The organism is Mesorhizobium sp. WSM4815, assembly GCF_055811575.1.
On the sequence record NZ_JBVVQS010000096.1, the window covers coordinates 57,466 to 81,232 of the forward strand.

The following is a 23,767-nucleotide window of genomic DNA, read 5'->3' on the forward strand; positions in this document are numbered from 1 at the left end:
ACCCGGCCAATTCGGGTTCAGCATATCTCCCCGAGGCCAGAGTCATGGGCGTGGCAACTTCAGGAATCGCAGACGGTCCCATAACAATTTTGGTCGACGATGACGCAACGGTCCGCGACGCGTTGGAGGAGTTGCTGAATTCGGTCGGCATCGACACCATGTCGTTTTCTTCGGGCCAGGAACTGCTGGACGCAAAACTGCCGGACCGCCCAGGCTGCCTCGTTCTCGATGTGCGAATGCCGGGCTTGAGCGGCCTCGATCTTCAGCATGTCCTGGCAACCAAAGGCATTCTAACGCCGATCGTATTCTTGACCGGTCATGGCGACATCGCGATGGGCGTCCAGGCGATGAAGGCGGGGGCAGTGGATTTCCTAACCAAGCCGGTGCGCGACCAGACGTTCCTTGACGCAGTGTCCACCGCTATCGCCAACGACGTCGCGCGAAGAGCGGCATCAACCGTATCGCGAAAGAACGTGGCACTTTATGAGACCCTTACGCCCCGCGAGCGGGAAGTGCTGAGGCTCGTGGTCTCCGGTGCCACAAACAAGCAGATTGCATCGGATCTCGGCATCAGCGAGATCACCGTAAAGCTCCATCGGAGCAACATGATGAAGAAGATGAACGCAAGGTCCATCTCCCATCTCTTCAATGTGTGGCAGTCGCTTCCAGTCGACAGCCGCTGAGCGGCTTACAATCAGGCATTGGCGCTCCGTAACTGACTCGGAACATCGACCGCGACAGGGAGTGGGACGCAGAGGCGGTCTCGAGAGGTCGAAATGGAGCTGACGTCAACGAAACAACGCCGCGCCGTCGCATTGGCGATTGGCGCTGCGAGCGTCTTGCTGGCATTATTCGTCAATGAGCCATACGTTTTGCTGGTCGCCGTTGCAGTCATATGCATCTGCATCGGCTGGGAGGCCGGTTTGGTGGCCGTTGCCGCGGCCGGTCTGCTTTCATGCGTGATCCTGTTTTCGCTGGAATCAGGGGCCACAGGCGGCGCGGTCCGGTTGGCGGTATTTGTCGTCGCGGCGTTAGCCCTATGGTTCGTGATAAAGATCTTCAGGACCATGAGCTTCTATGACCGGGTCTACCATGATACCGGACCCGGCGTTGCCGATATTCCGGGCCTCGGATGGTCGGCCTCTGCGGATGGCCGCCTTCGCTTGGTCAGTCCCGCGGCGCTCGAGTATGTAGGTGTGACAGCCGATGAGATGCGCCGGATCATGGATGGCGATGATTATCATTGGACACAGTTTGTCCATTCGGACGATGTCGAGGCGAGCATGGCGCGATGGCGTCACAGCTTGCAGACGGGCGAGCCTGTGATCGACGAGCACCGTATGCGTCGGTTCGACGGAACGTATCGATGGTTTCGCGACACCGGCATTGCTTCGCGCAATGAGTACGGGAGGATAACCGGCTGGTACGGCCACACGGCGGATATCGACGATCAGAAGAAGGCCGAATCTGCGTTGCGCGAGCGTGAGCGTGAGTTGCGCCTGCTGGTCGATACAGTTCCCACCATGATCTGGCTGATGACGCCGGCGGGATTGCCGTACTACTTCAACAAACGGTTCGTCGACTGGGCGGGCATCGACTCGGCTAAGGCACAACCGCGAGGCACGCGCCAATTCGCCTCGCATGTGGAGTTGTTCCATCCCGATGACCGGGCGGCCGTCAAGGCTGTGTTCGAGAAGTCCTTTGCCCGTGGAGAACCACTCCAGCACAAAGGTCGGCTGTGCCGGAAGGATGGCGAATATCGCTGGATTGATTCGCGGTTCGAACCGCTACGCGACGAAGACGGCACTATCCTTCGCTGGTACGGCGTCAACTTCGACATCGACGACGAGGTCCGCGCCCAAGAATCCCTGCGTCTGGCGGACGAACGGCTCGCGCGCGCCTTGCGCGCCGCCAGCCTATCCGAACTGTCGGTGTCGATTGCGCATGAACTCAACCAGCCGCTCCAGGCGGTCGTGGCCAACACCGGCGCCTTCCAGAGATGGCTGAACGCCGATCCGCCAAATTTCAGTCACGCCAGCCGTGTCGCCCAAAAAATCATCAGAAACGCTGACGCGGCGGCACAGGTGATCACCCGCATCCGTGCGCTGTTCAGCAAGACCGAAGCCGAACCGCACCCGATAGATCTGAACGCGGTGATCCGCGAAGTGTGTGATCTCCTGGGTGACAGGCTCGCATCGAGCAGCGTCAAGCTGGACCTTCAACTCGATCCCGGCCTTCCTGCGACCGCTGCCGATCACGTTCAGATGGAGCAAGTCGTCCTGAACATCGTCCGCAACGGCATCGAAGCGATGCAGGACGTCAACATCAACGCGCGGAGTCTGCGGATTGTGTCGCGGCGTCAGAATGACGAAACAGTCGAGGTCGAAGTGCGAGACAGCGGCCGCGGACTTAGCAATCCCGAACGGATTTTCGATGCGTTCTACACGACCAAGCCGGATGGAATGGGAATGGGCCTGGCAATCTGCCACTCGATTGTTGAGGCACACCGCGGACGGCTTTGGGCGGAAAATGTCGAGACAGGGGGAGCGTCCATAACCTTCAGCCTCCCCATCTGCGCTGCCGACTCGTCTAAAACATCCACCGGCGCGACAGTAGGCGTCTGAGCGGGCGCGCTTTCAGAGGTTAATCCGAGAATCGGCCATCGACTGCACGATTTCGATGAGCGTGTTGGCCAGGATGTACAAGATTCCGAATACGATGGCGACGCCCAGCACTGCCGGGAGATCGGCGCTGGCAAAAGCCTGGACCGTGTAAAGACCCAGACCAGGCCACCCGAAAACGCGCTCGACAACAAGCAAATTGCCGAAGAGAAGGCGGACCTGCAGGCTGAGCATGGACAGTGGGGCTGTGGCGGCATTGCGCAAACCGTGGCGCAACAGCACCTTTGCCTCGCCGAGACCCTTGCCACGCGCGGTTCGGATGTATGTCTGCCTCATCACCTCGTGAAGCGCACCGTTCAGGCTTCGCCCGACCGCAATGCCGATAGGCAACGCCAGTGCAAGCGCCGGCAAGATCATGTGCAGCAGCGCGTCGACGCTGACTTCGGGCCGGCCGACCAGTATTCCGTCGATGACGTTGAGTCCCGTAGGGCCTGCGAAGTCGTGGTAGACAAGCCGACCTGCTCCGGGAAGCCAGTCGAGTCGGAACCAGAAAAAGTAGGCGAGAAGTAAGGCGGACAGAAAGATCGGCGTCGAGCCTACCCCCACCATAATGAGCCTTATGCCGCCCGATCCCGGAATCAGGAACTGAAGTGCCGCCATGACGCCGGCGAGCGCCACTCCCAAAGCGATCGCCGCCAGTCCGAGTTCAAGCGTAGCGGGAAGATATTGCTGGATGTCGTCAGACACCGGCTGCCGGGTCCTTACCGACGTCCCGAGATCCGCATGCGCGAGGCGCAATAGAAAGCGCCCGTACTGAACGACAGCCGGGTCGTTCAGTCCGAGCTGCTCGCGCATCGCTTCGACCGTTTCCCGCGGAGCATTCGGCCCGGCAATGGCTCGCGCTGGATCGGCGGGGATAATGCTTTGGAGACCGAAAACGATGAAGCTCATCACCAGGAGAACGACGATGGCGCCGAGGATGCTTTTGGTGAGATATGCCAGCATCTACGCTCCCCTGAGCGCGGCGCGAATGCCGTCGCCCGCAAGGTTGGCGAGGAGGCAGAGGAGAAAGATGATTGCGGCCGGCAGGATCGGCAGCCACCAATGGAAGGTGAGACTGTCGAGGGTCCGCGACGTCATCGCGCCGAGTTCAGGCGCCGGTGCAGGCAGTCCAAGGCCCAGGAACGACATGAGCGACAGCGTCATGATGATGTTCGCGACATCCAGTGACGCCCCGACGAGCAAGGCCGGGACCACTCCCGGCAACAAGTAACGCAACAGCAAGCGCGGACCGCGGACCCCGGCGATACGCGCCGCCTCGACATGAGGACGGGCCTTGAGGCGACGAATTTCATCACGGGATATGCGCGCGTACCAGGGCCACCAGAAAATGGCGATCGCGATCATCGTGTTGACGAGCCCGGGACCAAGCGAAGCCACGACAGCAAGCGCGATGACCGTTGATGGAAGGACTAAGAACAAATCGACGATCCGCTCGATGACCAGATCGACCTTGCCGCCCGCGAGGCCCGAAATCAGTCCGATCAGGGAGCCCAAAGTAAGACTGAAGCCGATAACGGCAAGCCCTGGCAGCCACGTATATTGAACGCCGAGAATGACCCGCGAGAACAGGTCGCGGCCGATCTCGTCGGTGCCGAACCAATGCCCTGCCGAAGGCGGCAGGTAGGCCCCGGCGACGCGTAGTTGTGGGTCGAACGGCGTGATCCATGGCGCCAGCACGGCCACAACGGTGACGACAGGCACGCCGACAATGCCGACGCTTTCAAGCCAACCGGCACGCCGGAAGAAATCGCGCCAACTGAACCGAGGCCGCGCAGGCAGCGTGTCCGGACTTGGCCTGCCGGTCATCTTCCGCCTCCCGCCTGCAGGTTCGGCATCGCCGCGATGAGAGACCGCGTGTAGGCGGACTGTGGTGCGGCAATGATGGCATCTGGATCGGCAATCTCAACCAACTCGCCGTCTTTCAGCACCGCGATACGGTCGGCGATGATCCTGGCGGCCGCCAGATCGTGGGTCACGAACAGCATCGCCATTTCGAGCCGCCGCCGAAGGTCGCTAAGAAGGTTCAAGGTGGTGGCCGCCAGCGACACGTCCATGGCGCTGATCGGCTCATCGCAGAGCAGAAGCTTTGGGGGGACGATTATCGCGCGAGCCAAAACGGCGCGCTGGCACTGCCCGACCGACATCTCGGCCGGCAGCGCGTCCATCAGGACCGGATCGAGGCCGACCAGCTTTATTGCCTCTCCGACGCGACGGCGGCCGTAGTCGCTGTCCAGCGAAATGGCCCGCAGGCGCTCGCCGATCTGCTCGCCGATCGTGAGCCACGGCGTCAGTGCGGCCACGGGGTCTTGAAACACCACTTGCGGAGGAAGCTTGTCAAAGCGTGCAACAGTGCCGCTATCGGATGCCACGAGCCCGGCTGCAATCCTCAGAAGGGTAGACTTGCCGGCGCCGCTCTCCCCCACCAGGGCCACGCACTCGCCAAGCTTGATTGAAAGGTTCACCGACCTAAGAACGGGCTGCGGTTGCCGCCGCCCCCAAAACGATCGGGTGCCCGTCGGGTATGTTTTTCCGACGTTGGACAGCCTCAAGGCAACGGTCTCCTGGATCGCCTGGGCCGGCCATGGTTTCCCATCAGAGCGTTGCGCTGAGAGAAGTGGAGTCTGTTCGTGGTGAAGGCAGGCGACCGCGCCATCGTGGACGGAAGCAGGCTCCAGCGGTGGGCGGATTGCCCTGCAATCTGGCTGGGCGATCGGGCAGCGTGTCGCGTAGGCGCAGGCTTTCCCAACATCTACGGAGGGCGTACGCTCCGACGGGAGCGTGGGAAGCGGGCGCCGTCGATCAGAGTCCAGATCGAATCGAGCGGCGAGCAGGCCGGCAGAATAGGGGTGCGCGGCATTGCGGGCCACGTCCTGTATGTGGCCCATTTCAACGATGCGTCCGGCGTAGAGAACCAGGATGCGGTCGGCCAGTGAGGCTGCGACACTCAGATCGTGCGTAACGAACAGAATTGCCGTTTGCTGATCGCGGGCGAGATCTCGCAGTAGGTCGAGGATCTGCGCTTGCATGGTGACGTCGAGCGCGGTGGTCGGCTCATCGGCGATGAGCAGCTTCGGTCTTGCCATCATCGCCATGGCAATTAACACGCGCTGACGCTGCCCCCCCGACAGGCGATGCGGAAGCGCATCGGCGATGCGGTCAGGGTCAGGCAGGCCGGTTCGGTTGAGCCAGTCTTCGATCGATCTCTCGGCCCCCCCATTGGATTCTCGCATCTGGCGGCGGATCGTCATCGTGGGGTTGAGCGCGCCCATCGGGTCCTGCGAGATGGCGCGGACGAGGTGGCGGCGGGCCGACTGCCAGGTGCGCCTTCCCGCACCGACAAGCTCGATGCCCGCTAATCGGATCGAGCCTGCAATCTGCGGAAGGTATTCGCGCGGCAAGAGCCCCTGAAGCGTCAGCCCGATGCTTGTCTTGCCGGAACCGCTTTCCCCGACCAGCGCGATGATCTCGGTCGGAAATATGTCGAAACTGATGCCATCAAGGACGCGGGAAGGACGGCCTTCGCGGCTGAGAATGACTGAGAGGTCTTTGACGGTGAGGACGGACTCGGTCACGGGTTCGGACATGCGGTGCGAAAGCTTAGCCATGTGCGTGACGAGCCTGACCTGGTTCCGGAATTCAGCGCCCCCAGCGGACGGTGGCGAAGTCGATGTTGCCGGGTGGGTTCACGGGACGGAGTCCAAGATCCTTCAGACCCTTGGCGTGGACAACCACATCATTGACATCGACAAGCGGGATGACGATGCCGGCATCGAAATACATTTGCCCCGCTCTCTCGTAGAGAGCGTCGCGATCTTTGACGTCGGTCAACTGTCCGGCCTGGTCCACGACGGCATCGGCTTGCGGCAGCACCCGCCCAAAAAAGTTGAGGGAACCGTCTTTTGTGAAGAACACCTTTGCCTGGCTCTCCGGATGAGCGGCGTCCGGGCCTGCGATCGTGAGCAGTAAATCGGGAGGGTTTGGGTCGTCCGTCAAGGTGTAGGCAGCGCCGGAGGGCAGCACGTAAGCCGTTGCCTTTACGCCGATCAAGGCCAGTTGCGCGATGATCAGGTCGGCGATGCGGCTGTAGCTCGGGGCCGCGCTATGGAGGCCAATGACCAAATTGACCGCGCCGTGTTTGGCGATCGCGGCTTTCGCTGCCTCGAAGTCGGTCGGGAACCGGATCGGATTGACTGGGTCGAGCATCACGTTCGGATAAACCGACTTCGACAGGCTTGCGAACTCTCCAAAGGCGTCCTTGACCCACAGCGCCGGGTTGATCGCTGTCAAAACGGCCTTGCGGACCCCCGCGTCATCGAGCGGCGAGTTCGGCTTAACGAAGAGATGGTACGGTATCATGCTCGGGGCCGCAGTGATCTCCAGACCCTCCGGCAAGCTGGTGAGTTGCGCGAACGGATAGTTGATCGGCACGGCATCGATCGCACCCGCCTGCAATTGAAGTATCTGCTGGCTGATATCGGGCACGACCGAAATCTGGATCTGCCGGAAGAACGGTTTGTCGCCCCAATAGTTGTCGTTGCGTTCGAGCACATAGCGCTGGCCGCGCTTGAATTCGGCCAGTTTAAACGGACCCGTTCCCGCCGCATGCTCATTGAGCCAGGTCGTCGCGAAATTGCCATTGTCATGCTCGGCAAGCGCTTTCGGGCTGATGACCTTCGGTCCCCAGGGACTCGCAAGGGCGTCGAGGAAAGAAGGCTGAGGATGGCCCAGCGTGAGCACGACCGTGGAATCGTCAGGCGCCCTCATGTCTTTCACGTTCGCCAGGAAGTAGCTCAGGTTCAGTCCACGATCGCGGCGGCGTTCGAAGGAATTTATGACCGCCGCCGCATTGAACGGCGTACCGTCGTAGAACTTCACTCCCCCAACCAGATGGAACGTGTAGGTCAGCCCGTCATCGGAAATCTCCCAGTTCCTAGCGAGCAAACCGACAATCCTGGTCGAACCCGGCTCGTATTCGACGAGCCCTTCGTAGACGTTGTTGATTGCGCTTATCGCGCCGGTCTCAAACCCGTTGTCCGGATCGAAAGTGCCGATATCGGCCACGTAGGGTATGCGCAGCACCTCTTGCGCGTAGACCGGCGCAATCCAGACCAGCAAACCGAGAGCAGGTCCCAGCATGCGCAGCCCGAAGCTGCGCTTGTAAGATCGCTTGGCCCGGCACGCGTAAATTTCCATCAAGGCTTCCCGTCGGCCTGCTACTTCACTAGGGACTGCGGGAAGGCCACCCGCAGTCAATTCCTGGCCAACGAGGCATTCCACACTCTTGTCCAACTCATCGTCCACCGATGCCATCAAGGTCTTCTTGCGGCGCTTGGCATCGACGCGGACACCCGGACATTTTCGCCACGCTACCTCAGCCCGCTGATCGCGGTCTATGAGCATCAAGCAGAGGTCACCCTATCCCCAGGGTATAGATCGTAGCGCCCCGGACAGGTATGTGAACGCTTGCAGACGCGCATCCGCTAAGAACGCGCTTGCAACCGACTAAGCCCAGACGGGAACGCTGGCTGCTGCAGGAATTGACCGAGTTCCTGGCAGGCCGCGTGGAGTGCTGACAGGACTGCCTATGTGTCGGTAGTCGAGTCGTAGCCGCGCTCCGGCGTGCCTCAAAAATTCGCGGCGAACACAAAAATGCGGATGGGCGCCCAGTGCGACGAGAACTTGCCGGACCGGTATGCTCGCAATAGTGCCCGAGCAGGCCGGCAAGCTGCTGGCATTATGAGGCGGGCTGGTGGCGGTCCTCGATATAGCTTTTGGCTTGCGCCATCCCATCCCAGCGGCGCCGGGCTTAGCCGTCGCACCCGACCGAGCAGAGCGTCCTAGAGGGAGGTCATAGTCTCCCATACTTCGGCATCGTCCAACCGATCCTACCGTTTGATAGGCTGGTGCCGCGGGTTCCACGAACATTGGCTGCATCGGACGGCGGCCCTTACCGGTTTGGCAGGGGGTGCGTCCAGCCACCCCCTTGAATCTTCCGACCACCCCGGAGGCGTCGATGAGCACCGTCTCTTTCCTCAACATCGGCATGCACGGCTACATTAACCCGACGCTCGCGGTCGTGGCAGAGCTCGCCCGGCGCGGTCACACGGTGACCTATCACACCTCCCCTGCGTTTGCGGCCCAGATTGAGACCGTTGGTGCGAAGGTCTACCTCTACTCCGGGGGCGACCTGCCCTTGCCGGATCCGCCGATCCCCCTCGCGATGCTGGAAGAGCTCGCGCGGGCCGCCCTCGGCTTGCTGCCCGGCGTGCTCTCGGACCTCCGCGCCATCCGGCCCGACCTGATCGTGCATGGGGCGGCCTGTCCATGGGGCGCGGTGGCCGCGCGTGAGCTCGGTGTGCCGGCGGCCGCCACGTTCACCACGTTCGCGTTCAACGGGCAGGTGCCCAGCCCCACCCGCCTCTCCCGTGACTTGGTGGCCGCCGCAGCCGCCCGTCCTCGCATCGGCTGGAGCTACGTTTGCGCGCGCTGGGCCCTGCACCGCGGCTACGACACCGGCGGGCTGCCCCTGATCGACCTGATGAACGCCCGCGAGCCGCTGAACCTGGTCTTCACATCCAGCGCGTTCCAGCCTGGAGCCGACGCGTTCGACCCCTCGTACCGGTTCGTCGGGGCGAGCGTCGGATCCCGCCTGACCGATCCGGGATTCGACGCCGCCCGGCTGGAGGACCCCGTGCTGTACGCTTCGCTGGGCACGGTGTTCGATGGGGGGCCCGCCCTGCTGCGGACCTTCGCGACCGCGCTGGCACCGCTGGGCGGCACCGTTGTCGTCTCGACCGGGTCCACGGAACCGGCAGACCTGGGTCCGCTGCCAGCCAACGTGCTGGCCCGCCAATCCGTGCCGCAGCTCCAGGTGCTGGACCGGGCGGCGCTCTTCGTGACCCACGGCGGCATGAACAGTGTCAACGAGGCGATGCGGACCGGGGTGCCGACACTCGTCGTGCCACAGGGGGCAGACCAGCCAATGGTGGCGCGGCGGGTTGTAGAGCTCGGTGCCGGCCTCGAGCTCCGCACGGACGACGCCACTGCAGAGACGGTGCAGGCGCTCGCCCGGTGTCTGCTGGACGAGCCGCGCTTCCGCGAGGCGGCAGCCGCACAGGGCGCCGCACAAAAGCAGGCCGGCGGCGCCCGGCGCGCCGCCGACGAGCTCGAGCGGTATCTCGACGACGTGCTCGGAGGCATCGCGACCGGTCGAGCACAGGGGCGCTGAACCATGTCGATGACGGTCGCCGTACTGCTGGTCCTCGCCGGCCTGTCCGAGAGCGCCGGGCGCGTGCTGCCCCTGGTGGCGCGCAGGCCCAAGCTGTCCCCGCGGCTCGTGGCCGGTCTGATGGTGACCGGCACCGTCGTCGAGGGCACGGTGATGGCGCTGTGGCCCCTAGCCGCGTGGACCGTTGCCGACCTGGTGCAGCCGGTCGTGGCGCTTGACTCAGCCCCACTGCCCGGCACGACCGGGCTGGCTTGGACACCCGCCCTGGTCGCCCTGCTGCTCCTGGCCGCCGTCCTCGCGTTCCCGCTCCTCGGGCCGTTCCTGCACATGCTGCTTATGGCCGGTGTCGGAGCAGGGCTGGCCGGCCCACTCGCCGCGGCGTCGGGACTGGGCTGGTGGACCGCGGTCGGGTGCATCGCCGTCGCGGGGGTCGGGCTCGCGGTCACGGTCAAGGTTGTCCGGCGGCTGATCGCCAGGATCATCGCCGGCGCGCGGGAGCGGGAGTCGATCGTGTGAGCGAGCACCTCCTGCTCGTCGCCCTCTTGGCGCTCGGCCCTTTCCTGCTCGCCGAGGGCCTGCTCGCCCGATACGAACTCATGGTCTATACCATCGGCCGGCGCGCACCGGCCGCCACGCTCCCACCGGAGGTGCCCTACGCCAGGGGGGCCGATCCAGGGCGGCCGCCGGACGCCTACGTGGTCTACCTGGACGGGATCGGCAAGCGCCGCCTCACCGATACGCGCGATGGCGGCCAGCTCGTCAAGGCCATCATCGCCGGAGCACCGGAGTTGCGCGTGCTGGGCCAGGTCCAGCCCTACTCGCCCCTGGCGGACCCGCTCGTAGGGCGCCCGGTGTGGGATTGGCTACGGCGGCACGTCGGTATTACACTGTTCCTGCACAACGTCATGCAGACCTTTGTGGCCGCCGATCGCCGATACCGCCCGCTGTACAACCGGGCAGTGGGTGCCCAGATCGCCGACCAGCTCCGGCTCGCAGGGTACGAGCCCGCTAGCGGCATACCGGTCGTCCTGCTCTGCTACAGCGGTGGTGCCCAGGTGGCCACCGGCGCGGTCGAAGAGCTGTTCGCCCAGTTCCACGCTCCGCTGTTGCTGATCACGCTCGGCGGTTTCCACAACGGCGCCAACGACCTCACGCATGCGCTCCACCTGTACCGGCTCACCAGCGCGAACGACTGGATCGAGCGGGTGGGCATCGGACTCTTCCCCCAGCGTTGGCGCCTGTGGCGGCGCAGCGCCTGGAATCGGGCCCTGGACGCCGGGAAGATCACGGTGTGTTCGCTCGACCCGGCAACGCACGTCGGCCCGCAGAGCTACATCAGCCCTACGGCGCGGCTCGTCGACGGGCGCAGCTATCTCGACCGCACCACCGAGATCGTGATTGAGATCATCCGGCGCGACTGCACAACGAAAATGCTCGGAGGGAGATAAAGCTACGAATCGAGGCTGAAACCTTCCTCGACGGGAGCTTGGTTGGGCCCACCATTTTTCTTTGTTATCAATAGGTTATAATGGGTGCTGCCAAGCCGATTTGGCAGCATTTGGCAGCGCGCCGGCAGCAACGAAAAAGGGCGGCCCGCGCCGCCCCGGTTTCTTTGCTGACGATCCGCAGCGGCGGCGCTGCCGCCGGCGATCATGGTAAGCCTCAAGCCGCTTTGTGCCCTCGACGGCATGCCCAGCGTCGCGATCGCCTCGACGGTCACTTCGTTGTGATGGCGTCTGGCACGAACCGATCGGTCCCCTAGCTTGGTGCTGATCCGATCACCCTAGTTTTGGTAACCGCTGTAGCAAATCCGGAGGTACAGCATGGCAGAATTGAGCCGCAGTCAAGTTCCGGGATCCACGAGATCGGGCATCTCTCGTCGGACGTTCCTGAAGCACGGTGGCACCTCGGCCGTAGGGGCGGCGTTGCTGGAAGCAGGGGCAGCGCAGGCAGCCGTTGATGGTTCTATGCAGGACGATGCCAACGAAGTGCTTGGCCCTGGTCTGATCCCGATCGATCTCACGATAAATGGACGACGGGTCCCGGTGCAGGCGGAACCCGCCACCACGCTGGTCGACGTCCTCCGCAATCACCTCGGCCTGACCGGCACCAAAATCGGCTGCGATCGCGGAGCCTGTTCTGCCTGCACGGTCTGGCTCGACGGTCAGCCTGCCAGCAGTTGCATGACGCTGGCGCTCGACGCCCGGGGCAGGAACATCACCACGATCGAGGGGCTGGCCGAGGGCGGCAAGCTTCATCCGGTGCAGCAGGCGTTCGTCGAGCATGACGCCCTTCAATGCGGATTCTGCACGCCCGGAATGGTAATGAGTTGCGCAGCGCTCATAGATCGTAAACCCGACGCCGGCATCGACGAGGTGAAGGCCGCGATAAGCGGTCACCTGTGCCGCTGCGGCACCTATCCGAACATCTTTGCGGCAGTGCTGGCCGTCGCCGGCGAGAATCGGAGGAGGGGCACCTGATGGCTACGGAAAATCAGGCACGGGCCGACCGGCCTTCGTTACGGTCCCAATCCTTGCTCTACGGGATCGTCGGGCAGGAGATGAGGCAGGTGACTCGGCAGGTGCCGGACGATGAGCCGCCGCAGTTGCCAGTGAACGCCGAACTGCGCTCCATCGGCAAGTCGATCCCGCGGCTCGATGCCGTGCAGAAGGTGACGGGCGCGGCGAAATACACATTCGACGTGCAACTGCCGGGAATGCTCTACGCACGGCAGATCGTCTGCCCATGGCCGCATGCCAGGGTGATCTCGATCGACACCTCGGCGGCTGAGCGTTACCCCGGCGTCCGTGCTGTCCATGTGCTCGAGACACTGCTGCAATCCGCCAGGCTTCGCGACCCGGACGCCGAGGCCCGCAACAAATACCCGACGGTCCGCTTCGCCGGCCAGACCGTTGCTGCGGTCGCCGCCGAGACGCAGCGGATCGCCGACCAGGCGGCGAAGCTCGTCAAGGTCGAATACGAGCGCTTGCCGCATGTCACTGACCTCGATGCGGCAATGGCCGATGAGGCACCGATCGTCTTTCCAGGACCGGTCGAGCAGCCATCGACGGCCGGCGGCGGCGGCGCACCGGAAGGCTTGCCGCAGAAGGGCAATGTGCGCGGTCCCAACTTCGGCATGCCGGGTATGACGCCCACGGGCGATATCGACCAGGGCCTGGCGGAGGCGGACGTGATCGTCGAGGCCGAATATCGCACGCAGGTTCAGACTCATGTGCCGATGGAAACACATGGCATCGTCGCGGATTGGCAGGATGACGGGCTGACCATTTATGCCTCCACGCAGCACACGCACAGCGTGCGCGATGAGGCCGCCGAATATTTCGATCTGCCCAAGAGCAAGATCCGGGTAATCAGCGACTTCACCGGCGGCGGGTTCGGCGCCAAATATGGGATCAACAATTTCGGCCTCCTCGCCATTCATTTGTCGCAAAAGGCCGGCGCGCCCGTGCGCATGATGCTGGACCGCCGTGAAGAGCATGTTTCGGCGGGCAATCGCCCCAACAGCTTGCAGCGCGTACGGATCGGCGCCAAACAAGATGGCACCCTTACCGCCATCGACGTCATAAGCTGGGGCACCGGCGGCATCGCTGGGGGCGCCGGCATAGGCTTCTGCTACAATGCGCTATATCCGTGCCCGAACATGCGCACCGAGCAGTATGACGTGTTCACGAATGCCGGCCCGTGCGCGGCCTTCCGCGCACCTGGACAGGTGCAGGGCATCTTCTCGCTCGAGCAGGCGATGGACGAACTCGCGGATCGGCTGCAACTCGACCCGCTGATCCTGCGCGATCGCATCGACACAAAGCCCACCGACGACATGCTTGCACGGGCACACGAACGCAAGGTCGCGGCCGAGCGGTTCGGCTGGAGCCGCCGGCGTCCGCCGAACGCCGACGCCGGGCCGATCAAGCGGGGGATTGGCATGGCGCAGGCGCAGTGGGTGTATGTCGTCAGCCCTCCGACGACGGTGGAGGTGCGGGTCGCCGATGACGGGTCGGTCTCCGTCTACAACAGCACGCAGGATGTCGGCACCGGCACGCGGACTGTGCTTGCCCAGGTGGTTGCAGAGGAGTTCGGCCTCAACGCCGAGGACATCGGCGTCTTTATCGGCGACACGCGGTTCCCGTGGGGACCGCCGTCCGGCGGCAGCCGGGTGACTGCGTCGGTGACCGCGCCTGCCCGCAATGCCGCCTATGCGGCGGCACGCGACCTGGCCGCGCGCCTCGCACCGCTTTTCGACGACGCCGATCCCGATGACATTTTTTTCGCCGACGGCAAGGTGGGCGTCCGCGGCAAGGAAGGGGCCGCAAGGCCGCTCAAGGATGCAGCCAAGGAAGCCAAATTCGGCGAAATCTCGAAACTCGCCAAGCGGCACGACGACTATGAGGGATTTGCGGTGCCGGGAGAGCTCTCCATCAGCCGGCATGGGCTGGGCGGTGTCCAATTCGCCGAGGTGGCGGTCGATGTCGAGACCGGCGTGGTCAAGGTCGAGCGCATCGTCGCTGCCAGCGATTGCGGCAGGCCGATCAACCCCAAACTGGTCGAGAGCCAGGTGATCGGCGGCATCATCCAGGGTGTCAGCTACGCGATCTACGAGGACCGCATCATGGACGCGGCGAGCGGCCATCAACTCAACGCCAATGTCGATCAATATAAGATGGTCGGATCACGCGAGACTCCGGCGATCGAAGTGCTGCTCATAGAGCAGATCGGGGCGCAGTCGTCGACCGACGCGCGAGGCATCGCCGAGGCAAGCAATGTGGCGACCAGCGCCGCGATCGCCAATGCATTCTACAACGCCACCGGAAGGCGGATCCGCACTTTGCCGATGAACCCGGCAAATGTGCTGGCGACGCTCAGCGCCTGAGATCGGCCAGAAGGAGTCCATCATGGCCATGAACAGCTTCGAATGGGTGGATGCCACGACGGTCGAGCAGGCAGCAGGTCTGCTTGCCGAAAGCACCGAGCAACGCCCCGTCATCGCGAAGGCGGGCGGGATCGACCTTCTGGACTTGATGAAGGAAGGGATTCTAGCGCCGATGCGACTCGTAAATCTGAAGACCATCCGCGGTCTCGACGAAGTCGACACGGAAAACGGGCTGTCGCTCGGCGCGCTTGTCACGCTGGACCGCATCGACAACGATCCACAGGTCCGCGCTCGCTACTTGGCGCTGTCGGATGCTGCCGGACATGCGGCGACGCCGCAGGTCCGCAACGCCGCAACGATCGGGGGCAATCTGCTGCAGCGGCCGCGCTGCTGGTATTTTCGGCACGATCATTTCCATGGCGAAGGTGCAGATGAGATGGGGAGCAGGGGCGCTGACGAGAACCAGCATCACGCGATCTTCGACAACGACAAAAACGCGATGGTCCACGCCTCGACGCCGGCGACGGCACTGGTCGCCTATGATGCAAGCGCCGAACTTGCCGGCGGCGCCAACGGCTCACGCGTCGTAAAGCTCTCGGATTTCTTCTTGCCACCCGAAATACAGCGCGCTCACGATGCCACGATCGAGACTGGCGAGGTTATGACGCGCGTGATCGTTCCGCCGCTGAACGCCGGGGCCAAGGCCGCCTACCGCAAGCAGACCGAGCGCGACAGCTACGACTGGCCGATCTGCGATGTGGCGGTGGTGCTGACGATGGAGGGCCAGACAGTGCAAAATGCTTCGATCGTCATGGGATGGGTCGCACCAACGCCTCGCCGCGCCGTCGAAAGCGAACGTCTCCTCATCGGCAACAGGCTTACCGACGACTTGGCGCGACAGGCGGCCCGTGCCGCGGTGGCCGGCGCTACGCCGCTGGCGAGGAACGGCTACAAGGTGCCAGTGCTGGAGACGGTCGTTCGCCGCACGATCCTGGCCGCTGCCGCGGGCTAGCGTCGTGGGGCCGTCCAAAATGGGTTCGGCAACTTTGCAGCCACACGCGGCGCCGGCAGTCTGCCGACGGTTGCGCTCCAAAGGCGCACCCGGGACAGGTTACGGGAGCGGCGTCGACTTCAACGCAGGCTACAGTTCGACCGCAACATTCTGGTGTACCGCCACGGCCGGCGTCGTCGGGCCTGATGACTCCTACGTCCATCCGCACGTATGCATAAGCGCTCGGATATGCTTCCTGAGTCCTTCAGAGCAGGATCAAGTTTCATGATATTGGTGGAGAAGGCGACAGCCAACTGTTGTGGGTTTGATTTACTCAACTCTGGGTAGCAAGTCGTCTCTCTGTGAGCGCCGTGACGACGGTTGGCACGCGGCTCACGGCAACCGGCCATTGAGCGTGCATGGTGCCACCGAGACTCAGGAACCCGCTGGTTCGGCTTCAGCCTGAATCCGGCGCCTCATCGGCTCGGCGTCTACTCGGCTGCTCCGCTCTCGGAAGCCAGGGCCGGGCCGGCTTCAGGCCGCCTGCGCCGGAATGTCCTGCGCAGAGCAACGTAGAAGACCGGCGTCAGGAAGAGGCCGAACAACGTCACGCCCAGCATGCCGGAGAACACGGCCGTGCCGAGCGATTGGCGCATTTCCGCGCCGGGCCCGCTGGCGATCACTAGTGGCACCACGCCCAGGATGAAGGCGAACGCCGTCATCAGGATCGGCCGCAGCCGCAGCCGGCAGGCCTCGACGGCCGCCTCGACGGCGTCAAGGCCGCGCTCCTCACCTTGGCGCGCGAATTCGACGATCAGGATCGCGTTCTTCGCCGCCAGGCCGATGAGCACGATCAGCCCGATCTGCACGAGGATGTTGTTGTCGAGACCGCGGAAGGCGACGCCCAAGAGGGCGGCCAGTACGCTGAGCGGGACGATAAGCACGATGGCGAAGGGCGTAATCCAGCTTTCGTATAGCGCGGCGAGCACCAGAAAGACGAACAGAACCGACAGGCCGAAGATGAAGACCGCCGTGTTGCCGGTCTGCCGCTCCTGGAAGGCGAGTTCAGTCCATTCGAAGGAAGTGCCCTGCGGCAGCGATTCGGCTGCGATCCCCTCCATCAGGTCGAGCGCCGTGCCCGTGGCGACACCGGGCGCAGCATTGCCCTGAAGCGGCACGGAGACATACATGTTGTAGCGCTGCACGAGCGAGGGACCGGTGACGTCGCGGATCTCGATCAGTGTGCCGAGCGGCACCAGGTCGCCGGCCGCCGAGCGCACCTTCAGCTTCAATATGTCGTCGCGATCGATGCGGAAAGCCTGGTCGGCTTGCGCCCGCACCTGGTAGACACGACCGAAGGCATTGAAATCGTTGACGTAGGCGGTGCCTAGATTGATCGACAGCGTCTCGAAGATGTTGGGGATCGGCACGTTCAGCATGCGCGCCTTGTCGCGGTCGATCGCCAGGAAGAATTGCGGGCTGGAGGCCGAGAAGGTGGTGAAGACGCCCATCAACCCGGGCGTCTGGTTGGCCTTGCCGGCGATTTCGTTGGCCAGCGCCAGAATCGGCCGCATGTCGGCGCTGTTGCGCTCCTGGAGCATCATCTTGAAGCCGCCGGAGTTGCCGATGCCCCGCACTGGCGGCGGCGGCAGCGCGATGATGAAGGCCTCCTGGATGCTTTGCAGGCTGCCAAACAGTGTGCCGATGATCTTGTCGGAAGTATCGCCGCTCTCGAGCCGTTCCTCGAAGCTCTTGAATGGCGCGAAGATCACGCCGGAATTGCTAGCGTTGGTGAATGTCGCGCCGTTGAATCCTGCGAAGGCGACGGCGTTGGCGACACCCGGGGTCTCGCGGATGATATCCGACGCCTTCTGGATGATTGCGTCCGTTCGGGCGAGTGAAGAGCCCTCCGGCAATTGCACGACGACGATCGCATAACCCTGGTCCATGTTCGGGATGAAGCCGCGCGGCACCGTCTGCAGCATGTGATAGGTCGCGTAGAGCAGGCCTGCGAAGACGAGCAGCATGGCGGCAAGCGCCAAAGTCGTTCCGACCAGTCTGTGCACCAGCCAGGCATAGCCGTCCGCCATCCTGTCGAACCCGTTGTTGAACCCGTTCGCCAGAGCGCGGCCGAACCTTGCCAGGAAGAAGTTCGAATGTTCCTCGCTGTGCGGCTTGAAAAGCACGCCAGCGAGAGCCGGCGAAAGCGTCAGCGAGTTGAACGCTGAGATCGCGGTGGAGACCGCGATGGTGATGGCGAACTGCAGGTAGAACTGGCCGGAAATCCCGGGAATGAAAGCCGCCGGAACGAAGACGGAGATCAGCACCAGCGAGATCGCGAGGACCGCGTTTCCCACTTCATCCATGGTCTTGTGCGCAGCGGCGCGCGGAGCGAGCCCCAGCCGGATGTTCCGCTCGATATTTTCCACAACCACGATGGCGTCGTCGACAACGATGCCGACCGCCAGCACCAGCCCGAACAGAGTGAGCATGTTGAGCGAGAAGCCGAAGGCGAGCAGCACGGCAAGCGTGCCGATCAGCGAGACCGGTATCGCCACGATCGGCACGATCGCCATGCGCCACGACTGCAGGAACACGATGATGACGATCACCACCAGCAGGATCGCCTCGGCGATGGTGACATAGACCTCGTTGATGGATTCGGCGATGAACTCGGTCGGATTGTAGATGATCTCGTAGGCCAGCCCCTTCGGGAAATCCTTCGAAAGCTCCGCGATGGTCGCCTGGATTTCTTCCGCCGAGGCCAAGGCATTGGTGCCCGGCCGCTGGAAGATGCCGAGCGCCACCGCCGCCTTGTTGTTGAGATAGGAATTGGTGACGTAGTCCCTGGCGCCGAGCTCTATGCGCGCCACGTCCTGCAGGGAGATCAAGCGGCCGTCCTCGGCCGACTTGACTATGACGTAGCGGAAGTCGCGCGCGTCTTCAAAGCGCCCTTGCGTGGTGACCGTATACTGGAAGGCCGAGCCGTCGCCAATCGGCGGCGCGCCGATCGAGCCGCCCGACACCTGGACGTTCTGGTCGCGCAGCGCCTCGACTACGTCGCCTGCGGTCATGCCGTAGGCGGACAGCTTTTCCGGGTCGAGCCAGACGCGCAGCGAATATTCGCGCTCGCCGAAGATCTGCACGTCGCCGACGCCGTCCAGTCTCAGCAGGACGTCGCGCACGCGCGAACGCGCATAATTCGAGACGTAAAGCTGATCATATGTGTCGTCGGGCGACAGCATATGGACGACCATCATCAGGTCGGGCGAACTTTTCGCCGTGGTGATGCCGAGCCGGCGCACCTCTTCCGGCAGGCGCGCTTCGGCGATCGAGACGCGGTTCTGGACCAGCACCTGCGCCGCATCGAGATCGGTGCCGGGGCGGAAGGTGATGGTGAGCGACATCGAGCCGTCGCCGGAGGAATAGGACGACATGTAGAGCATGTGCTCGACGCCGTTGATTTCCTGTTCGATCGGCGTCGCCACGGTCGCGGCGACCGTCTCGGCGTCGGCGCCCGGATAGGAGGCGCGCACCACGATGGTCGGTGGCGCGATTTCGGGATATTGCGCGACCGGAAGCTGCGTATAGGCGATGCCGCCGACGAGCACGAGCACGATCGACAGCACCGCCGCGAAGATCGGGCGGTTGACGAAGAAATGGGCGAAGTTCATTGCGTCTGCCCTTCGGCTTCAACCTTGGGCGGCAATTTGGTCATCTCGGACTTGACGGTGACGCCCGGCCGCACTCGCACCAGCCCGTTGACTACCACGGTCTCTTCGCCGGTGAGGCCCTCGCGGATAACGCGATAGCCGTCGATGCGCGGGCCGGTGCGGACCGGCTTGGCCGAGATCAGGCCTGCCTGGTCGACAACGAAGACGATGCGGCGGTTCTGGTCGGCGCCGATCGCCTCGTCAGGCAGAAGCACGCCCGGATGTGGCAACGAGCCGGGCACGTTGATGCGGCCGAACATGCCCGGCTGCAGCACGCCGTCCTTGTTGTCGAAGCGCGCCCTGGCCCGCATCGTGCCGGTAGCTTGGTCCAGACGGTTCTCGGCGAAGTCGAGCTTGCCCTTGAACGTCGCTTCATCACGGTCGGCGACACGGACGACAACGTCGACGCCGCCGGCGCCTTCCTGCATGACGCCGCCGCGCTCGCGGGCGTCGCGCGCATAAGAGAAGTAGGTCCGCTCATCGATGTCGAAATAGAAGTTGATCGGGTCGATCGAGACGATGGTGGTCAGCACGGTCTGGTCGGCCTGCACCAGATTGCCCGGCGAGATGAGCCGGCGGTCGACTCGGCCGGAAAACGGCGCCTTGATCTCGGTGAATTCGAGATCGAGACTTGCGTTTTCAAGTGCCGCCTCCGCGCCGTCCAGTTGCGCTTGGGCGGCGAGATATTCGCGGCGGCGGTCGTCCAGTGTCGAAACCGGTATGTTGCCTTCGCGCGACAGGGTCTCGGCGCGTTCGAACTGCATCTTGCTGAATTCGACCAGGGTCTTGGCCGAGTCGACCTGCGCCTGCGCCTGGTTCAGCGCCGCCTTGAACGGCCGCTGGTCGATGGTGAACAGGAGGTCGCCCTGCTTGACCAGCGTACCGTCCTGGAAATGGACCTGGTCGAGATAGCCGCCGACGCGGGAGCGCAGCGAAACCTGGTCGACAGCTTCGAAACGGCCGACGAACTCATCGTCCTCGACGATATCGCGCACCAGCGGCTTGGCTACCGTGACGACGGGCGCGGGAGGCGCTTCCTGCGCCTGTGCGGCCGGGGCCGCGAGCAAGCCGATCGCCGCGAAGGCCGCGGCGGCGAGCCATTTTGCAGGGACGTTTCTGCTGGAGGGGGCGGCCAGAGAATCGTGGCGGAGGCGTGCAGTGTGAACCATGGTTACCCCTCGTAATCGGTCCTTCATGCGAAGTCCGTAACATCTAGGCAGCTTGCGTGCGGCACAAATCAATTTTTTGTACTGACCACCACAACCGACAGCTTGCTATTGAACAAACATCGAACATCGTCAATCTTGACAAGGAAGCGGCTAACCGGGGAGCGCGAACGCACATCTCGCGTTTATCCGTTGCGTAGGCATCGCCATGCGCTCGAGCCAAAGCGGATCTGACAAGCCATTGCGCATCCCGACGTGCGGCGGTTGTGTCGGGAGGAACAGGGCCGCTCCCGCGCGTTGAGGTCCGACCTGCTTCTCATTCTGCGGTTATAGGCGGCGATATAGGCTTCGATGAAATCGGCAGATTGGACATTTGCTACACTCCGAAAACGCTATTGCACCACCCGCATAGCATTGAGACGTGACAACCGCACGTCCGCTCGTCTCCTGCAGTTTGGAAAAAAGATCGTCGATAAGCGGCGCATGCATGGCGCGAACGAGGGTGAGGTCGAACCGGTCAAGCACCTTATCGGAAGCGTGCTGCTGTGGTGTGACAATCGTGAAGGATGCACTCTGCAATTAGAGAAGTGACGCTACCGCGACCCCTCATGTGAGACTGAAATTCCGGCAGGATTTCCTCGCTCACGCGTCAGTCTGAGCGAGGCGTTGATCGTTATAGTGGGACAGAAACATTGAAAAACATTGGAGCAGATTTGAACACTCGGCAGTCCCACTGATTTCCAAGTACTTGATTTTTCATGGTTCCCAAACCTCCTCCGGCCCACCATCGGCTTTTGTGGCCGTTGATTTACTTGGATTTTTTGCCCATTTTTGTCCCACCTCTTTCAACCCCCTCGGAGCCATCGCTCCGATAGCGACACCACAAGGCTCGGGGGCCGTCATTGTTCATGGTCAAAGGAGGTTGTTCAAACATGTAGCGGTATGGGCCCCAATGCTCCTCCGAGTCTAAACGAGGGCAGACGCGCCTAAATTCCGGTGTCCAGCCCCGGAAGAGATGGCGCTCTAGATAGTCTTCGGTCAGCGTCCAGGGCTCGGTCGGCGTTGCAGGCTCATCAAGGTTCAAGCTGCCGATGAAATGCCCGCCCGGTTTAAGCACACGTCGAATTTCACCGCATGCCTGCTCCAAATCGTCCACATGGTCTAAGCTGTTCATGCTGAAGACGACATCGGCAGAGGAACTCCGAAGTGGCAACTCCTCGGCACGTGCTGCGATATAGAGCATATTGTGACTAGAAATATTAAATAGTTCGTATCTCGACGCCAGCGGATCAATCCCGATCGCATGCTTTGCTATTCCGTCCAGCCAAGTAAGCGAGCCTTTAGGACCGCACCCGATGTCGATGCACGACTTTTCCCGGAAAAACTCCGCATCGGCAAGTCCCCCCATTGCCAGCATGAATGCACGGTAATAATCGGTTTCCGGCTCTATTCCGTGCGTAGAAAACCAGCCCTGCCAGAAGGCCAACTCGCTTCCACTCTTGACGCTAAGCCCCGAGCGAGCCCAGATCAGCCGATTGAGCGCAGAACGTGCTCTCCGCCGGACCGAAGTAGGGAGAAGCGCGCGTATCAAAGGCTTTGCATGCAATGCCATTTGGGCGCTCTCTGATTGAAAAATGCCCGACCGCACAATGATTTTGACACGCAGTTGAGCTTATGTCGAGCCTGAGCCGAGGCGTGTGGTTTTGGGGCGAACTCGCTACGCATTCGCCTACAGCCCATACTGGCTGCCCGGCTTCCGCGAACGCATCGCCAAACCTGTCGGGAGCTTGACGGAAGCTGGGTGATGACGGTTTGAGGAAGGCGACGTATCCAGGCGGGTGACAAAGCCTGCCAGAACCTCCCGAAGTGGCGATATGCCATGAAGACCGATAGCACCGTTCTTACTTTTCAACATCCAGACGACTTCGACGATCCCTTCGAGGAGCGCCGGCCCATTGCGGCATCTAGTTTGACAACGAACGGCTAAGCAGGTCTGATGCGGCAATGCGTCCTCTGGAGGGCGACCAATGGCGGCACGTGCACTTAACCGAGCGGTGCGACCGCTCAAAGCTGCGGTTTGTCACGCAATTCGAACCTACCGGTTGGTTGGGTTCACAAGCACGAAATGGGTTAAGACCAGCGATGGTTTTTGGATGATGCTGGACCCGAACCAGTTCATTGATCGCGAAATTGTTGCGGCGGGCGGCACGTGGGAACCAGCATTGCGCAGCATCATCAAGGCGGCCGTGAAGCCGGGCGAAGTCTGCATTGATGTTGGCGCTCATAAGGGATATGTGAGCTGCCTCCTCGCGCAGGCGGTTGGGGCGACCGGAAGGGTGCTTGCCTTCGAACCAGATCCGAGGGCGTTCGAGGCTTTGACGATCAATCGCGACAGAAATGGTTTCGGGCAAATCGAGGTTTTTCCTGTCGCCCTCGGTGACAGAACGGGGCACATCGATCTCTCGCTAACTCAAACGCTCGGAAACACCAGTAGTTTCCCGAATTACCTCGCGGCGGCAGAAGTCATAGGGGTAATCAAGGTCGAGTCCAAAACCTTAGATTCGATATTGAATGAAAACTTATCGTACGGAAAGCAAATAACTTTTATAAAGATCGATGCAGAGGGCGCGGAGTCGCTTATCTTCGATGGAATGCATGATGCACTGACACAACATTCTCCGTTGATTGCAATGGAGATCAACTTCGAATCGCTCAAGGCAGGTGGTTTTGATCTTGGTGCTATAAAACATCAGCTCATCAACGCGGGTTACTCGAACCATTTCGAGCTTGTCTACAAGGAAGTCGTCCCGGGTGTCGGCTTCACAAAGCTTAGGCCTATTGACATCACACAAGAACGCGGCTTGCTGATTGACACCTTGTTGACACGTGATGACAATTCACGGCTTCGCATCGAGTCTTTCTTCGCTTAATACAAATACGGACATGAAAGAAACGGAGATTGTCGATGCGCCGTTTTACGTCTAAGACGGCCATATCGACCGCCGCATTGGAATGAGCTTTAACCGCGACTGCGGCCATAGCCTCCGAGGGGTTCCATAGCGCGACACGTGTGTTGGCAGGCGATCATCGCGAAGAC

General features: G+C 62.5%; 17 protein-coding genes. 9 read left to right on the forward strand and 8 right to left on the reverse strand.

From position 1 onward, the window contains the following. The first annotated feature begins 44 nt into the window (after positions 1 to 44). Both AC0L2B_RS18705 and AC0L2B_RS18710 read left to right on the forward strand, forming a co-directional pair. Entirely contained in the window at positions 45 to 683 is a 639-nt protein-coding gene (locus AC0L2B_RS18705; RefSeq protein ID WP_091597591.1) for a response regulator transcription factor, read from the forward strand. Positions 684 to 776: 93 nt separating this feature from the next. Further along, positions 777 to 2,624, forward strand: a complete 1,848-nt coding sequence (locus AC0L2B_RS18710; protein WP_473746377.1) for a PAS domain-containing sensor histidine kinase — start codon at positions 777 to 779, stop codon at positions 2,622 to 2,624. Between the two features lie 12 nt (positions 2,625 to 2,636). Here AC0L2B_RS18710 and AC0L2B_RS18715 read toward each other — a convergent pair whose 3' ends face one another. Genes AC0L2B_RS18715 through AC0L2B_RS18730 form a run of 4 tightly spaced genes read right to left on the reverse strand, consistent with a single transcriptional unit; the run spans position 2,637 to position 8,084 of the window. Beyond that, positions 2,637 to 3,626, reverse strand: coding sequence for an ABC transporter permease (locus tag AC0L2B_RS18715; protein WP_473746378.1), 990 nt, complete (start codon positions 3,624 to 3,626; stop codon positions 2,637 to 2,639). Beyond that, complete coding sequence (locus AC0L2B_RS18720; RefSeq protein WP_473746379.1) at positions 3,627 to 4,490, reverse strand: ABC transporter permease; 864 nt, start codon at positions 4,488 to 4,490, stop codon at positions 3,627 to 3,629. Continuing rightward, a complete protein-coding gene (locus tag AC0L2B_RS18725; protein ID WP_473746380.1) occupies positions 4,487 to 6,289 on the reverse strand; it encodes an oligopeptide/dipeptide ABC transporter ATP-binding protein in 1,803 nt (600 codons plus the stop codon). Before AC0L2B_RS18725 ends, AC0L2B_RS18720 begins: the two co-directional genes overlap by 4 nt. Positions 6,290 to 6,320: 31 nt before the next feature. Further along, positions 6,321 to 8,084: an ABC transporter substrate-binding protein gene (locus AC0L2B_RS18730; RefSeq protein WP_473746500.1), complete on the reverse strand. Its 1,764-nt coding sequence runs from the start codon at positions 8,082 to 8,084 to the stop codon at positions 6,321 to 6,323. A 613-nt stretch (positions 8,085 to 8,697) separates the two neighbouring features. Here AC0L2B_RS18730 and AC0L2B_RS18735 point away from each other — a divergent pair. The 3 genes from AC0L2B_RS18735 to AC0L2B_RS18745 are packed head-to-tail and all read left to right on the forward strand — an operon-like array spanning position 8,698 to position 11,360. Continuing rightward, positions 8,698 to 9,912 carry a macrolide family glycosyltransferase gene (locus AC0L2B_RS18735; RefSeq protein WP_473746381.1) on the forward strand — a complete coding sequence of 405 codons (1,215 nt, stop codon included), beginning with the start codon at positions 8,698 to 8,700 and terminating at the stop codon, positions 9,910 to 9,912. Positions 9,913 to 9,915: 3 nt separating this feature from the next. Then, positions 9,916 to 10,428 carry a hypothetical protein gene (locus AC0L2B_RS18740; RefSeq protein ID WP_473746382.1) on the forward strand — a complete coding sequence of 171 codons (513 nt, stop codon included), beginning with the start codon at positions 9,916 to 9,918 and terminating at the stop codon, positions 10,426 to 10,428. Beyond that, entirely contained in the window at positions 10,425 to 11,360 is a 936-nt protein-coding gene (locus tag AC0L2B_RS18745) for a hypothetical protein (RefSeq protein WP_473746383.1), read from the forward strand. The genes AC0L2B_RS18740 and AC0L2B_RS18745 overlap by 4 nt, the downstream gene beginning before the upstream one ends. A 2-nt stretch (positions 11,361 to 11,362) precedes the next feature. Here AC0L2B_RS18745 and AC0L2B_RS18750 read toward each other — a convergent pair whose 3' ends face one another. Further along, entirely contained in the window at positions 11,363 to 11,632 is a 270-nt protein-coding gene (locus tag AC0L2B_RS18750; protein ID WP_473746384.1) for a hypothetical protein, read from the reverse strand. A 103-nt stretch (positions 11,633 to 11,735) separates the two neighbouring features. Here AC0L2B_RS18750 and AC0L2B_RS18755 point away from each other — a divergent pair, with 103 nt between their 5' ends. From AC0L2B_RS18755 to AC0L2B_RS18765, 3 genes are read left to right on the forward strand one after another with little or no spacing between them, the layout of a single operon-like run. Continuing rightward, positions 11,736 to 12,392 carry a (2Fe-2S)-binding protein gene (locus AC0L2B_RS18755; RefSeq protein WP_473746385.1) on the forward strand — a complete coding sequence of 219 codons (657 nt, stop codon included), beginning with the start codon at positions 11,736 to 11,738 and terminating at the stop codon, positions 12,390 to 12,392. After that, positions 12,392 to 14,800 (forward strand): xanthine dehydrogenase family protein molybdopterin-binding subunit, encoded by a 2,409-nt coding sequence (locus AC0L2B_RS18760; protein WP_473746386.1) that lies wholly within the window; start codon positions 12,392 to 12,394, stop codon positions 14,798 to 14,800. Before AC0L2B_RS18755 ends, AC0L2B_RS18760 begins: the two co-directional genes overlap by 1 nt. Before the next feature lie 22 nt (positions 14,801 to 14,822). Next, positions 14,823 to 15,812, forward strand: a complete 990-nt coding sequence (locus AC0L2B_RS18765) for an FAD binding domain-containing protein (protein WP_473746387.1) — start codon at positions 14,823 to 14,825, stop codon at positions 15,810 to 15,812. 470 nt (positions 15,813 to 16,282) lie between these two features. On the opposite strand, the gene AC0L2B_RS18770 is transcribed toward AC0L2B_RS18765, so the two are convergent. The 3 genes from AC0L2B_RS18770 to AC0L2B_RS18780 form a co-directional block, all read right to left on the reverse strand. Further along, on the reverse strand, positions 16,283 to 19,465 hold the full coding sequence (locus AC0L2B_RS18770; protein WP_473514903.1) for an efflux RND transporter permease subunit: 3,183 nt from the start codon (positions 19,463 to 19,465) through the stop codon (positions 16,283 to 16,285). Then, a complete protein-coding gene (locus AC0L2B_RS18775) occupies positions 19,462 to 20,673 on the reverse strand; it encodes an efflux RND transporter periplasmic adaptor subunit (RefSeq protein ID WP_287225546.1) in 1,212 nt (403 codons plus the stop codon). Before AC0L2B_RS18775 ends, AC0L2B_RS18770 begins: the two co-directional genes overlap by 4 nt. An 805-nt stretch (positions 20,674 to 21,478) precedes the next feature. Continuing rightward, the gene (locus tag AC0L2B_RS18780) at positions 21,479 to 22,156 is read right to left on the reverse strand and encodes a class I SAM-dependent methyltransferase (protein WP_473746388.1); all 678 of its coding nucleotides are present in this window, start codon (positions 22,154 to 22,156) and stop codon (positions 21,479 to 21,481) included. Positions 22,157 to 22,697: 541 nt separating this feature from the next. On the opposite strand from AC0L2B_RS18780, the gene AC0L2B_RS18785 reads away from it, so the two are divergent. Then, on the forward strand, positions 22,698 to 23,600 hold the full coding sequence (locus tag AC0L2B_RS18785; protein WP_473746389.1) for an FkbM family methyltransferase: 903 nt from the start codon (positions 22,698 to 22,700) through the stop codon (positions 23,598 to 23,600). The last annotated feature ends 167 nt before the right edge of the window (positions 23,601 to 23,767 follow it).